The following is a 13,272-nucleotide window of genomic DNA, read 5'->3' as shown; positions in this document are numbered from 1 at the left end:
GTTAGGCGCTCTCAATTAATAGCTCTGGCTGTCGACGCTAAAAAGATAGTTGATATCAAGGTCGGCTGCGGGCTTCGCATCGTCGTTTTTCTCCAGCACAAACTCAAATGCTGGCTGATAGTCATCCTCGCGGAACACTTCACCCGCAAGGATCTCCACCGAATAGGTGCCGTTTTCGAGCGTGATATGCGGGCGGTTCGGCGCTTCATAGCGCTGCAATAACGCGCTGATACTTTTATCGTTGAAGTCGTCGAGAATGCGCCAGGTAAAGAGCTGCACCTGCCCATGCTCGACGCGCAGCGTGTAACCTGGGCGGCGGTGCTGGAGATTGTTTTTCGCTTTCAGCAGTTCCGGCGTCTCGGGCGGCAGGGTGAATATAATGGTGTAGGGGTAGTTTTCAACGCCCGTCATCGGGATCAGCACGCCTTCCAGCACCGCCTTATCGCCGCTCTCATTGCGGGTAAACTCCGTTGCCAGGTCGTCAGCGAGCTCGTTGTCATCTTTGAACTTTTTCAGCAGGCGGATATCGGCAAGCAGAAAGTAGTTCACCAGATCGTTCAGCACTTCATTGCATTCATAGCGCACGCGTTACCCTTAGATTTATCTCGTTGTACAGGGATTGTTACTGCTCTGAAAGGTACGATCACCTACTTGATCAGGGGGGCGACTCTGTGCGGCAGAGGCATAATCAGCTATAAACAGGCGTAAAGGTCGGCGTTTTGCGCATCCGGCAAACATCAGGAATTCAATACAAGGAATATGAGTATGCAGCGATGGTTAGCAAAAATCCTCGGTAAACAAGGGGCTGCAGAGCAGGACGCACCTTTCCCGCTTCCCTGGCCGGGGGACAGGCAGAGCATCTACCACTTTATCTCCCCTTATGCAGACGGCAGCGCGCCGTTGCCGGAGCAGGCGCAGACCCTGCCGGATGAAGATACCCTTGAAGGCGAGCTGCGCTGGGTCGCGGGCGGCATGGACGGTGCGTTCGGTCACCACGGCGGCGGCGCAGACGCAGAAGAGGCGGCAGATGAGATTATCAGCGCGTTAAGCGCCGTGCTGCGCAAACCCTCCCCGGCCAATATGAACACCTTCTATGCGCTGCTGAAAGCGCGCCCGCCGCTCGATTACATCGATATTTTGACCGACAAACTGCCGGAAGTGCCTTCGCTCTCGCCGCAGCAGGTTCACGACCTGATGGTATGGCTGGCGACCAACAGCCCGGATCGCAACGCGGTCAAATGCGCCATTGCACTGCTGGCCTTTTTCCCCTCCGACGAAAATCGGGCGCTGGTGACCACGCTTGGGCTGCATGAGGAGTTTACGCTTTTTACCGCCGTCGCCCTGCGCAACATGCTGCCGGAAGAGGCATTTGATGCAACGCTGACGGCGCTGGCGAAACGCGTAACTGGCTGGGGGCGTATTCAGCTTATTGAGCGCCTGCCGGATGAGGTCTCGCCCGCCACACGAGAGTGGCTGCTGCGCGAGGGCTACTCCAATTCGGTGATGGATGAGTACACCGCCTGGGACTGCGCCACCAAAGGGCGCTTGCTGGCGGCGCTTTCGGTCGACGCGGTGGATGATGGCGTGCTGACCGGCGCGGGCGATATTCTTGCGGCGCTGATTGCCGGCGGCCCGGCGCGCGATATTCATGACTACCCGGAAGGCGCGCAGGCCTGCCATCGTTACCTCACGCTGCTGCGCCGCAGTCAAAACGACGATCTGCGCAACTTGCTCAACACCAGCGCCATTGGCGCGTTTGCCGGTGATGAAGATAACAACTGGGAGACGCTGCAGGTGGAAGGCTGGAGCGATGAGATCCGTCAGCAGATTGCAGAGGATGTAGAGGCGATCGTCGCACAGGAGAAGTGGCTGATGCGCGTGCAGCAGGATTTAACCGCCTGCGATAACGGCGATTTTTACCTCCCCCTGCGCGCAGCGAAGCTATTAGGCATCGATACCTGGGAGCAGGTTTTTGCCCGTCAACAAACGGTGCCCAATGAAGCGAACTGGTACGAACTGATGCAGACCGAAAGCCCGCAGCGCATGGAGCGCATTCTGCAACTCGCTGAGCAGCAGCTCGATCTTGCGGCGATTGCCAGCGGACCGGATACGCTGATGGGTCTTGGCGCCGAGTATCGCCAGCACGGCGCGCTCGATTTTATCCTCCAGGATCTCAACCGTTTTCCCGGTATGGGCTGGTCGCTGATTAAAACCGGCCTGCGCAGCCCGGTGGTGCGTAACCGCCTGATGGCGCTCAACGCGCTGGAGGGCTGGCCGGAAGAGCAGCTCCCGGCCGAGCTGCACGGCATGCTGGAAACCGCCTTCCACGCGGAGCCGGATGATAACGTGCGTGCGCGGTTAGAGAAAATGCTGGCAGAAGAGTAATTTGAGTTGAACGGATGCCGAAGCTCGCCATATGGCGGGCTTTTTTATTTGGCTGCCATCGGCAGGCTCTTACCGACAAATCCACCCGCGAATTCTGTGTAGGCTAAAGGCAATTAATCAATCCGATGACAGGAGCGCGGAATGTTTTCTCATATGCGAATTGCCAGGCCGGTGACCAACCTTGAGCAGGCTTATCAGCAGTACAGCAAAGGATTAGGGCTGAAGCGTATTGCGGACTTCAGCGATCATGAAGGTTTCAGCGGCGTGATGCTAGGCCGGGAAGGATTGGGCTGGCATATGGAATTAACCCTCTGCCACCATCATCCGGTGCAGCCTTCACAGACGGACGAGGATTTGCTGGTGCTCTACTACCCCGACAAAGCGGAGTGGGAGGCGGCCTGCGCAACGATGCTGGATGCCGGTTTTATTCCGGTGGCGTCGTTTAACCCCTACTGGGATCGTAACGGGCGCACCTTTGCCGATGCCGATGGCTACCGGGTGGTGATACAGAATCAGGCGTGGGTTAACGCTGAATAAAAAACGGCAGATTAGCTCTGCTCTGGCCGATCGGTTGTCAGGTCATCACCTGTGACCACCGCGGGCGTCTCGTCCGACTCTTTGCTGACGGCGCGCGTTAATTCGACCTGCTCATGAAATTTCACCAGCAGCAGCTCGGCGTCGGATTGCAGCGCGGCGTCGGGCGTCTCCAGCACAGAGTTGATCGACTTATTAATGCTCGCCACCATTTCATCCAGCCCACCACCTTTGCCGACGGTCAGCGTCAGGGCGGCAACGATAAGCGACTGCGCCTCAATCTGGGCGGTCAGCTCTTTCATCTGCGCATCCATCCTGGACATTTTAATTAGCATACTCAGTATGACGTTTTTCATGGCCTACCCATCTGAAGTCATTATTCAGACGAATATTACTCCGGGATGGGATGAATTCAATCACACTATTTGTGAATACGCGATCTTGTATACATTAAATGTATATATGCGTGAGGATTTTTCACTAACGCTTTGATAATTATCGCTTCTGAGGCGCTCCCTCGCCTGACGGTAACCTGTCAACGCGTTGCTATATTAGGTACGGATCTTCCACTCCAGCCAACTACTCATCTCCTGGGCTGGAAGCGGGCGGGCATAGAGATACCCCTGCGCCTGGTCGCAGCCATACTTCTGCAACGTTTCGCCGGTCTGGGCATTCTCCACCCCTTCCGCCAGCACAACGTAATCGAGCTCTTTCAGCATGCCGATAATACTGCGGGCGATAATGCGCGAGGCGGTATCTTCCGACAGTTTGGAGATCAGGCTCTGATCCAGTTTGATGATGTCGATCGGCATACGGCGCAGATAGCTGATGTTGCTATAGCCAGTGCCGAAATCATCGAGCGAAATGGGGAAGCCGCGCAGTTTCAGCATCTCCAGCCCTTTCAGTGCCGCCGCGCTCTCAATAATGCGCTCGGTTTCCAGACACTCAATGCCGAGCAGGCTGGTGGGCAGGCGGGCGCGGATCATGCGTGCTTCGAGGCTGTCGGCAAAGCCTGGCGCGGAGATATCCTGAATACTCACGTTAACGGAGACCGGCAGCGCAAGCCCGAGCGCATGCCAGGCTGCAAGTTGGGTAATCACATTGGCGATAACCCAGCCTGTCAGATCCTGTAGCAGACCGGCCTGCTCAGCAAAGGGAATAAACATCCCCGGCGAGAGTTCGCCTTTTTGCGGATGCCGCCAGCGGATCAGCGCTTCAATGCCAACCGGTGCATCGGTTTGCAGACACATTTTCGGCTGGTAGACGAGGTAGAGTCCCGACAATTTGCCATCAATGGCCTGCGACAGCTCCTTCATCAGCACCGGCATGGCCGCTGCATCCTCATCAATAATGGTTTCCGGCAACTGGAAGGTGTTCTGGCGGATGCGCTCATGCAGGGCATGCACGGCTTTATTGAGCACCTCTCTGGCGGATACATCGCCGGGGATAAAGTTTTTGCCTGCGGTGTGAACGCGGAACTCGACGGTAATGCCCGGCTCCAGCTCGGCGCTGACGCCCTGCAACCGGCTGGCGATGGCGCAGGCCGTAATGTTATCCGACGCACGCGTCAGCAGGGCAAAGCGGCCCGTCGCCACCATATAGAGTTTGCCGCACTTCAGCGGGCGCAGGCGCAGAGGCAGCATAATCGCCATATCGCGCAGCAGGTTTTCAACCGGGGCCATTCCGCGGGTGCGCGCCAGCTCGAAAGCACGGGGCATGTCGATACAGTCAATCAGGATCAGGTTACGCTCGGCGGTATCATTCGCCGCGTTCAGCAACTGGATATCGCGCAGCAGATGCAGCTTGTTCGGCAGACCGGTAATAACATCCGTCAGGCCAGCGTAGTGCCAGGCTTCCAGAAACGACATCGCTAGCTCACCCAGCAGCCGCAGCGTATCAATCTGCTCTTTGGTTACGGTATGGGGGTTGGTATCCACCACGCAGAGCGTACCGAGCGTAATGCCATCGCGGGTGGTCAGCGGCACGCCCGCATAGAAGCGAATAAAAGGGCTGGCAACGGTCAGCGGATGCGTGACAAAACGGGCGTCCTGCAAAGTGTCCGGCACAATAAACGGATTACCGCTGTCGACGGCATAGCGGCAAAAGGAGTTAACCCGCGACGAGGTCTCCAGCTGGAAGTTAATCGCGGCCCGTACATACTGATTCTCATCATCGAGTACGGAAATAAAGCTGCCGGGTATTTTTAACATTCTGGCGGCGAGCTGGGTAATTTTACGCAGCACATCATCGCGACTGTCATCCGGGTTCAGCAGGGCCTGTAACGCCAGAAAATGGCGTTCTTTGTCGTCGCCGATATTGAGTAACATTGTTGCCTCCCAACCGGCTGTGGACGGTGGGTAAAAATAAGAGATAAAGGGTGCTGAAAACGCTTTTTAGTTGTTACAGCGGGATGGAAGCATACCGGCAGGCAACGTCAGCCCAATGCAAATATGATTTGTATTGATAGTAGCAGTAACGGAGCGCAACTGATGCCTGTAAAAGGTGCGGTCTCACATTTATTTCACAATTTGATTTACGCCATCAGCGCCCGCCAGCCGGGGAGGGAGAGCATAAAGTGGAAGGGGATGGTTAGATTTCATAACAACACCATTAATAAATAAGAAGAATATTTCAGGGCGCCAAAAAGAGATAAAAAAAACGGGCAGCCGCGACACCGGCACTGCCCGTTATAAATAAGACGAAGAGGATAAAAGACGTATGCTTTTTTATTACTACGTCCGGCGACTTCTCCGGTGCGTAGCCTCGTCCCGTATAACACGTTGCTTCAGGAAGCTCAGCTCACGGCGTGCGGCAGCGTAAAGTGCTGCACCACGCCGCGCAGGGTTTCTGTTCTGCCATTAAGGTTGCTGGCTGACGCCGTAATCTGATGTACCAGCGCCGCGTTCTGCTGAGTCACGCGATCCAGCTCGGCAACTGCGTGAGTCACCAGAGAGATGCCTTTACTCTGCTCATCGGAGGCGAGCGCGATTTCACCGATCAGCGCATTGACGCTGGCGACATTACCTTTCACTTCGCTCATCGCCTCACCGGCATCTTCCGCCACATCTTTGCCCTCATGAACCGAGGTAATAGCGGATTTGATCAGCGACTCAATTTCACGCGCCGCCGCCGCACTGCGTTGGGCGAGGGAGCGTACTTCTGTCGCCACCACGGCGAAACCGCGGCCCTGCTCGCCAGCACGCGCTGCTTCCACAGCGGCATTTAGCGCGAGGATATTGGTCTGGAAAGCAATACTGTTGATGGTGGAGGTGAACTGGCGGATCTGTTCGGAACCATCGGCAATGCGGTTCATGGTGCTGGCGAGGGTTTCCACCAGGTTGCTGGCTTTCTCGGTGGTGTGGGCGGTCATTACCGACAGATCGCGAACCTGACGCGCATTGTCGGCGTTGTGGCTGACCGTTGAGGTCAACTCTTCCATGCTGGATGCCGCCTGTTCAAGGGCTGCCGCCTGCTGGGTTGTACGGTTTGCCAGATCGCTGTTACCGGCGGCAATCTCACGTGCTTCACGGTGAAGCGCATCGCTGTTCTCGCTGATCGCGCTTACGGTGGTCAGCAGGCTGTTCTGCATCTCACGCACCAGCGGGATCATCTGGCCTACACAGTTACGGCCAATATCCTGCGCCTGGTAGGTTAAATCACCCTGCGCAATCAGGCGGAAATGGGCGCGGATATCGCCAACCGGCCTCACCAGATGGATAACCAGGTAGCAGTCGCAAAACAGCACCAGCCCGGCGGCCGCCAGCAGGGCAACAATCAGTACGATATCAAGTTGAGTGCGATCGGCGGCAATCTGCGCGCTATTGTCATGAGACTTACGGGTTAACGCCGCCAGATGCTCGCTGGCCTGCATTCTCCACGCGCTGGCGGAGCCGGATAACGCCTCTGTGGCCCACTCCGCGCCCGGCGGGATTTCATTAATCAAGGCCGCTTTTTCGGCTGCGCTTCCCTGTTGCAACACCTGCGTGGCGTGGGAGAGGAAGATCGCCTGCTGAGTCAGGGCTGTGCTCTGATCCGCCTGCTTGTTCATATCGCGTACGGCAAAGGCCGCATAACCGCCGGTGGCGGTAATCAGCGCCAGCGCTGTCAGGAGGATCCATAACACGACGCGGCGGATAGTGTAGTTTTTCAATGTGTTCATAGTCGCGTCCTGTTTGGTAGCGGTGGCAAAGTGTGTTGTCGTTACGTTATATAAGTAGCGCATTAACTAATTACGCGCGATTTTATTGAGTGAATTGTGGCAGGATTTTTACGGAAAGATAGGGGGAGAGAGGTAAATAATTTCGTGATGAAACAGTCGACGTGAAGCGGGGCGGCTAAGCTCAGGCGTAACGGCTTGTTTAATAGGCATAATCGCTATTAACCGCCGGCTTTAATTGATTGTTCCTTGCATACTAATAGGTGCGTACGGTGGTTAAAAGCCGGGAAAGAGGGGAGAGGGCAGCGCGCTGGGTGCTCTGCCCTCTCCTGGTCTGGACGGGAAATTTAGGTTACGGCGTGGCGCATTTCTGTTTGTTGAAGTCAGTCAGCTTTGACGGAAAGGGCGACATCTTTCACCGCGGCCTCAACCCCGGCTGCATTTTTCTGGATGCTGGCAATTACCTCGCCCGCTTCACGCATCAGCGTCACACCTTCGCGGGTGCTCATCAGGTTGTTCTCAATGCCGCTCAGCACCTCTTTAGCCAGCTGATTATTGCTGGCCACAACCCGCTCAATCTCTTCCGTCGCGCTACTGACGCTCGCTGCAAGCGTCCGCACTTCTGCGGCAACCACGGCAAAACTTCGCCCGGACGCGCCCGCTCGCGCAGCTTCAATCGCGGCGTTCAGTGCAATCAATCTTGTCTGCATGGCAAAGCTGCGAATGGTCTCAACCATCCCGTCGATGCTGTCAGATTGATCGTTGAGCCGCGAGACATCGCTGGAGACCGTGCTCATTCTCTGGGCAATGGTGTCAATCATGCGGATGCTGTTTTCGATAACCGTCGCGCCATTCTGCGCGCTGCCACGAGTTTGCACCGCCATATCCCATGCGTGGACAGCCGCCTCCTGCTCCCGCTGGTTGCGCAGCACATCTGCCGTGACATCGGTGGCGAATTTCACAATCTTATAGAGCTGCCCGTCGCTGTTAAACACAGGGTTATAGGTTGCCCGCAGCCATAAAGGCTCGCCCCGGCGGTTCAGGCGTGGAAACTGACCGGAAAAGAACTCGCCCTGATTCAGCCTCTCCCAGAACTGGCGGTATTCGTCGCTTTTATGCAGCGTCTCCGAGCAGAAGAGACGATGGTGCTTACCGATAACCTCTTCTCGTTTATAACCGGTGGTGCTCAGGAAGTTGTCATTCGCTTCCAGCACGATCCCTTCCGGGCTGAAGGCGATGATGGCCATTGAGCGACCGATGGCGTTAACGATCGCCTCCTTCTCAAGCGCAACATGGATGCGCTCAGAAATATCGGCCGCAATTTTTATCACTCGGGTCACCGCGCCGTGACGGTTGGTGACGGGGATATAGCTGGCCTCAAGCCAGACAGGGCGATTGCCCTTAGCGAGGCGCAGATATTTGCCGCTAAAGCTTTCGCCGCGCGAAAGGCGTTGCCAGAACTGCGCGTACTCCGCTGAGTTCACCAGCGACGGCGGGCAGAAAATGCGGTGGTGCTGGCCGATGATCTCATCCGCGCGATACCCCATCGCGGAGAGAAACTGCGGGCTGGCGCTATGGATGATCCCTTCCGGACTGAATTCAATGACAGGTTTATTCTGGCAAAGTGCGTTATAAGACGCGGATGAACGCAGGCGGCTCAGGGAAAAAAGGTGTTTAAGGAAAGGCATACGCATCAGATTTACCGGATCGAGTAAGAATTGATCTGGTTATCGGCAAACTCACCAGCAGCATTATGTATCAGTGCGATAGTTGCAGGATATTATTTAATCAATGGTTAACCGTGAGCGAAGCGGGATAGATGACCTGAAGGGCCGCGCCACGGCGTCTGGCAGCGGCGCGGCCCCGGTCTGTAACACGTTAAGTCTGCGTCATTCTGCTTGCAGGCTCGTGTACTTTTTTACGCTTTGTTACTTACTTGCAGACATCTGCTCGGCAGACTTCAGGTGCTGCTCAACCACCGGGGTATGGGCATCGGCCAGCGTTTTAACGTCTGGATCTTTGATCTCTTTAGCGTCGCTCTGCAGTTTATCGAGCACCATTTTGTGATCTTTGGTGCCGGCATTTTCCATATAGAGCTTGTCAAACTTGTCGCCGCTCTCCTTTTCGAGCTTGGCAGCCATCGTTTTGTGCTTAGCATCCGGCTCGGTCGGCAGTTCAACGCCTTTTTGCTTAGCGACGTCCTGAACTTTGGTCAACGCTGCGCCATGGTCATCGACCATCTTCTGCGCATAGGCTTTCACTTCGCTGCTTTTGGCTTTTTCCAGCGCGATTTTCGCGGCGGCGACCTCATTGATATTGGCCTGCGCCATATCTTTTAACGCTTTTTCATCGCCGGAGCTGAGTTTGGTGCTGGTTGCGGTCGCGCTACTCTGCGCGGCGCTCGCCGGAGTCTGGGCTTGCACGCCAACCGTGGTGAACATCGCGACGGCGGCCGATACGGCCAGCAGTCCTTTTAAAGTTTTACTCTTTTGCATGTTGTTCTCCTGATGGTCATGGGTACAGGTTTTATGAATTCTGTAATCGTCAGCAGCCTCGTAGGTAAATGACAACTGCAGTGGTCAGTATAGTGGATACGCATTTTTTACAAGCTTAATACGTTAGAGTTCTTAATATATCGGGCTAACTTGAGGGCGCTTCATCCCTGAAAATCGTTATCAGAATTGCCTGATATTGTTATCAACGGATAAGGCTGTTTTCATATTTTTCATATAATAAGGCGCGGGAATCAGGCAATCTGCGGGTTATCTGCAAGGGAAGGGTTACCGATCCGTTTAACCGTACTGGCAACGCAGGGTTGTTGGCAGAAAATAAGGGGAAAGCATGCCTTTTTTATTTGGTGAGTTATCTGGCGCTCCGGCATGGGTGCCTGCGGTATTGCTCGTCACGCTCTCACTCGCGATCGGTTTTCTCGCGAGATTTATCCTGCTGCAATTTATCCGTTACTGGCAGAGTCGCGACAGAAAGCTTTTTAAATCACTTGAGAAACACCTGCGCGGTTCGATGTTTCTTTTCATTCCGCTGCTGTTAATCCGCGTCGGTGTGAATTATGTCCACATCCAGCCAGAATCGATGGGGTTTATTACCACAACAATTAATATATTTATTATTTTGTCATTCTGCTCGGTCCTGATCCGCTTAATTAACGTTGCTCAGGATATGCTTTTCATCCGCTATGACATTAATATTTCGAACAATCTTCGTGCGCGCAAAATTCGCACGCAGATAATGTACGTGAAGAAAGTCGCTATCGTTATCCTCGTGACGCTCTGCCTTTCACTGATTTTGCTCAGCTTTCCGGGCGTGCGAAAATTCGGTACCACGATTCTTGCCGGTGCCGGGGTTGCCGGTATTATCATCGGTTTTGCTTTGCAAAAATCGCTGGTCAATCTCTTTGCCGGTATTCAGATTGCCTTTACGCAGCCTATTAAAATTGATGATGCGGTGGTGGTGGAAAAAGAGTGGGGCTGGATTGAGGAGATCAACCTGACCTATGTGGTGGTGCGTCTGTGGGATCTGCGTCGGCTGGTGCTGCCGATCACCTACTTCACCGAAAATCCGTTCCAGAACTGGACGCGTAATAATGCGCAAATTTTAGGCTCGGTTTTTCTCTACGTTGATTACTCGATGCCTTTAGAGCCGCTGCGCCAGCATTTTGAAAAAGTGCTCAGTGAAACCAAGCTCTGGGATCAGGAAACGCAGGTGCTGCAGGTGACCGATACCACGGAAAAAACCATGACCATCAGGATGTTGATGACGGCACAGAACTCGCCAACGGCCTTTGATTTACGCTGTTACGTGCGTGAAAAAATGATTGAGTTCATTCAGCAAAACTATCCACACGGCCTGCCGCAGGTAAGGGCAACGCTGACCGCGCCTGCGGCTGCCGAAAACGAGTTATAGTCTTACCGGGCGCAACGTGCAGTGGCAATAATCTGGCTGCACGTCCGCGCTTCGCTTTATTAATACCTGCCTCTCTTGTGCCAGCCGCAAAATTAACAAAAAATGGGTTAAGCTGTTTCTTAACCCGCACATTAATTTTTGAGGCTTGCTATGCCAGCAAATATCCTGATTGCGCTTGTCGCCGTTATTCACCTCTACATTCTTGTGCTCGAAATGTTTCTCTGGAATACAGAGACAGGTCGCAAGGCGTTTAACCTCAGCCCCGACTTTGCCCGCGACAGCCGTGTGATGGCCGCCAACCAGGGGCTCTATAACGGCTTTTTAGCCGCCGGTTTGCTGTGGGGGTTATGGCTTGGCGATAGCGGCTTTCAGGTTAAGGTTTTCTTCCTCGTCTGCGTGCTGATAGCGGGGATTTTTGGCGCGATCACCGCCAGCCGGAAAATCCTCTATGTTCAGGCGCTTCCGGCGCTGATTGCGCTAATGGTGTTGTTGATAACGCGCAGCCCGGTGTTGTAACGTTGTTAAATATTTGATCTTGTCTGTCGGGCGGTTATGCTCTTATCCCTCTGTTAACCGCCCGAGAAGGATCGCCTCTCATCATGCCCGTGAATTTCGATCTCAACGATCTCTATGCTTTCCGCGCCCTGGTGGAATATGGCAATTTTCGCCTTGCCGCCGAGTCAATCTGCCTGTCGCAGTCAGCATTGAGCCGCCGCATAGAGAAGCTTGAGAACGCGCTGGGCATTAAGCTGTTCGACAGAACCACGCGCCGGGTTGCGCTGACCCTCTACGGGCAGACCTTCGCCGAGCGTTCTGAACAGCTGTTGATGAATGTGGAAGCAGTGTTAGCGGATATCGATAAAGTGAGCCAGGATCGCGTCGGTGTGGTGACGGTCGCCGCCGTGCCTTCTGCCGCGTGCTACTTCATGCCTGATGTGATCCGCACTTTCAAAGCGCGCTTTCCCCGGGTGCGCGTGAAGTTGATTGATAGCAGCGCGGGCAACGTGATCGACACCGTTGCCAGCGGCCAGGCCGACTTCGGCATCTGCTTTGCCGGTAGCCTGCTGGCAGATATCGAGTTTCGCCCGCTGGTGGTGGACACCTATGTCGCGGCCTGCCGCCACGATCACCCGATTGCCAGCAAGAAGAGCCTCACCTGGCGCGAGTTTTATCAGTATGACTATATCGGGCTGGATAAAACCTCTGGCAACCGCAATTTGATTGACCAGATGCTGGGGCACATCACGCCTGAGCGCCCGAGCATCTGTGAAACCCGCCATGTCACCACCATGATTGGCATGGTGGAAGCGGGGGTGGGCATTGCGGCGATACCGGCGATGTCGATGCCCGCGTCAGCCCATTCGGTGCTGACGCATCTGCCGCTGACCGACCCGGTAGTCAAACGCACGCTGGGGCTGATCCGCCGCAGCGGGCGCGTGCAGTCCTATATCGCCGCCGAACTGGAGAAGCTGATCACCGAGCAGTATCACGCGGTGCCGCCGCAACGGAGTGCATCCCGGTAAGGTGGATGGTCGATTGCGCCTCGGGGGCGGAGAGGAACGCCAGCAGCGCTTTGCCCTCCTGCGCATGTTGCGCTTTCGCCGTCACCGCCCCGGCAAAACGGGTGATGTACTGAAGATCGGCCGGCAGTTCGCCCACAAATGTCACGCCATGCTCTGGCAGCAGTTCGCTCACCTGCTGGAAGCCGACGGCGTAATGGCCTTTTGCCACCTCGCCAGCGACCGGAATGCGCTCCACTTTGTGCGCCTTCTGCGCCACCGCCTCGTCGATACCGAGTTTTTTGAATAACTGGCTGCTGACGTAGACGCCGCTGGCGCTGTCCGAATAGGCAATCGATTTGGCTTTCAGCAACGTCGCGCGCAGCTCCTCGTTCGTTTTGATCGCGGGAACCGCGTCACCCTCTTTCACCACCATCCCAATCGGTGAGTCCGCCAGCTCGACGCGGGAGCCGGGCGCAATCCATCCCTCTTTTGAGAGTGTTGTCAGCGCGTCGCCGACCATAATCACCACATCCGCCGCTTCGCCACGCGCCAGCCGCGCGGGGATCGCCTGCGGCGTTTTGCCCATCGACGGCCCGGCGACCACCACAATGGTATCGCCGGTTTTCGCTTCAAATTGTGGGATCAGCTTCTGCAACGCCGGTTTAAAGCCGCCGGAAATCATTACCGTGATCTCTTTCGCCGTGGCGCCCAGGCTCAGCGTGCAGAGCAGCAGCGTGGCGAACAGGGAACGCAACATAGTCTTCATTATCGTCA

The 13,272-nt window shown here is 55.4% G+C and carries 12 protein-coding genes; 5 read left to right on the top strand and 7 right to left on the bottom strand.

Annotation, left to right across the window (positions count from 1 at the left end):
- Positions 1-15 precede the first annotated feature (15 nt).
- A complete protein-coding gene (locus IAE48_RS13400; RefSeq protein WP_200134689.1) occupies positions 16-585 on the bottom strand; it encodes a hypothetical protein in 570 nt (189 codons plus the stop codon).
- 180 nt (positions 586-765) lie between these two features.
- Here IAE48_RS13400 and IAE48_RS13395 point away from each other — a divergent pair, with 180 nt between their 5' ends.
- A complete protein-coding gene (locus tag IAE48_RS13395) occupies positions 766-2,385 on the top strand; it encodes a hypothetical protein (RefSeq protein WP_200134688.1) in 1,620 nt (539 codons plus the stop codon).
- 141 nt (positions 2,386-2,526) lie between these two features.
- Positions 2,527-2,922 (top strand): VOC family protein, encoded by a 396-nt coding sequence (locus IAE48_RS13390; RefSeq protein ID WP_200134687.1) that lies wholly within the window; start codon positions 2,527-2,529, stop codon positions 2,920-2,922.
- Between the two features lie 11 nt (positions 2,923-2,933).
- On the opposite strand, the gene iraP is transcribed toward IAE48_RS13390, so the two are convergent.
- From iraP to IAE48_RS13365, 5 genes are all read right to left on the bottom strand, one after another.
- Positions 2,934-3,275, bottom strand: a complete 342-nt coding sequence (gene iraP / locus IAE48_RS13385) for an anti-adapter protein IraP (RefSeq protein ID WP_200134686.1) — start codon at positions 3,273-3,275, stop codon at positions 2,934-2,936.
- 195 nt (positions 3,276-3,470) lie between these two features.
- Positions 3,471-5,246 carry a GGDEF domain-containing phosphodiesterase gene (locus IAE48_RS13380; RefSeq protein WP_200134685.1) on the bottom strand — a complete coding sequence of 592 codons (1,776 nt, stop codon included), beginning with the start codon at positions 5,244-5,246 and terminating at the stop codon, positions 3,471-3,473.
- A gap of 467 nt (positions 5,247-5,713) precedes the next feature.
- Complete coding sequence (locus tag IAE48_RS13375; protein WP_200134684.1) at positions 5,714-7,078, bottom strand: methyl-accepting chemotaxis protein; 1,365 nt, start codon at positions 7,076-7,078, stop codon at positions 5,714-5,716.
- A 380-nt stretch (positions 7,079-7,458) separates the two neighbouring features.
- Entirely contained in the window at positions 7,459-8,763 is a 1,305-nt protein-coding gene (locus IAE48_RS13370) for a methyl-accepting chemotaxis protein (protein ID WP_370569025.1), read from the bottom strand.
- 240 nt (positions 8,764-9,003) lie between these two features.
- Complete coding sequence (locus IAE48_RS13365; RefSeq protein WP_200134682.1) at positions 9,004-9,570, bottom strand: DUF4142 domain-containing protein; 567 nt, start codon at positions 9,568-9,570, stop codon at positions 9,004-9,006.
- A gap of 346 nt (positions 9,571-9,916) precedes the next feature.
- On the opposite strand from IAE48_RS13365, the gene IAE48_RS13360 reads away from it, so the two are divergent.
- From IAE48_RS13360 to IAE48_RS13350, 3 genes are all read left to right on the top strand, one after another.
- The gene (locus tag IAE48_RS13360) at positions 9,917-10,996 is read left to right on the top strand and encodes a mechanosensitive ion channel family protein (protein WP_094421529.1); all 1,080 of its coding nucleotides are present in this window, start codon (positions 9,917-9,919) and stop codon (positions 10,994-10,996) included.
- Between the two features lie 150 nt (positions 10,997-11,146).
- Positions 11,147-11,512, top strand: coding sequence for a DUF1304 domain-containing protein (locus tag IAE48_RS13355; RefSeq protein WP_094421527.1), 366 nt, complete (start codon positions 11,147-11,149; stop codon positions 11,510-11,512).
- An 83-nt stretch (positions 11,513-11,595) separates the two neighbouring features.
- Positions 11,596-12,519, top strand: coding sequence for a LysR family transcriptional regulator (locus IAE48_RS13350; protein WP_023481259.1), 924 nt, complete (start codon positions 11,596-11,598; stop codon positions 12,517-12,519).
- On the opposite strand, the gene IAE48_RS13345 is transcribed toward IAE48_RS13350, so the two are convergent.
- Positions 12,470-13,264, bottom strand: a complete 795-nt coding sequence (locus IAE48_RS13345; RefSeq protein ID WP_200134681.1) for an extracellular solute-binding protein — start codon at positions 13,262-13,264, stop codon at positions 12,470-12,472. The genes IAE48_RS13350 and IAE48_RS13345 overlap by 50 nt on opposite strands.
- Between the last annotated feature and the right edge of the window lie 8 nt (positions 13,265-13,272).

The organism is Kosakonia sp. S57, assembly GCF_016516575.1.
GTDB classification, from domain to species: domain Bacteria; phylum Pseudomonadota; class Gammaproteobacteria; order Enterobacterales; family Enterobacteriaceae; genus Kosakonia; species Kosakonia cowanii.
Note: the sequence above shows the minus strand (reverse complement) of the source record. Positions and strands in the feature narration are given on the sequence as shown.

Excerpts from the sequence above, each read along its gene's own strand:
- IAE48_RS13375 (WP_200134684.1), bottom strand. The coding sequence starts at position 7,078 with ATGAACACATTGAAAAACTACACTATCCGCCGCGTCGTGTTATGGATC.
- IAE48_RS13345 (WP_200134681.1), bottom strand. The coding sequence starts at position 13,264 with ATGAAGACTATGTTGCGTTCCCTGTTCGCCACGCTGCTGCTCTGCACG.
- IAE48_RS13365 (WP_200134682.1), bottom strand. The coding sequence starts at position 9,570 with ATGCAAAAGAGTAAAACTTTAAAAGGACTGCTGGCCGTATCGGCCGCC.
- iraP (WP_200134686.1), bottom strand. The coding sequence starts at position 3,275 with ATGAAAAACGTCATACTGAGTATGCTAATTAAAATGTCCAGGATGGAT.
- IAE48_RS13350 (WP_023481259.1), top strand. The coding sequence starts at position 11,596 with ATGCCCGTGAATTTCGATCTCAACGATCTCTATGCTTTCCGCGCCCTG.
- IAE48_RS13370 (WP_370569025.1), bottom strand. The coding sequence starts at position 8,763 with ATGCCTTTCCTTAAACACCTTTTTTCCCTGAGCCGCCTGCGTTCATCC.
- IAE48_RS13355 (WP_094421527.1), top strand. The coding sequence starts at position 11,147 with ATGCCAGCAAATATCCTGATTGCGCTTGTCGCCGTTATTCACCTCTAC.
- IAE48_RS13360 (WP_094421529.1), top strand. The coding sequence starts at position 9,917 with ATGCCTTTTTTATTTGGTGAGTTATCTGGCGCTCCGGCATGGGTGCCT.
- IAE48_RS13395 (WP_200134688.1), top strand. The coding sequence starts at position 766 with ATGCAGCGATGGTTAGCAAAAATCCTCGGTAAACAAGGGGCTGCAGAG.
- IAE48_RS13380 (WP_200134685.1), bottom strand. The coding sequence starts at position 5,246 with ATGTTACTCAATATCGGCGACGACAAAGAACGCCATTTTCTGGCGTTA.
- IAE48_RS13390 (WP_200134687.1), top strand. The coding sequence starts at position 2,527 with ATGTTTTCTCATATGCGAATTGCCAGGCCGGTGACCAACCTTGAGCAG.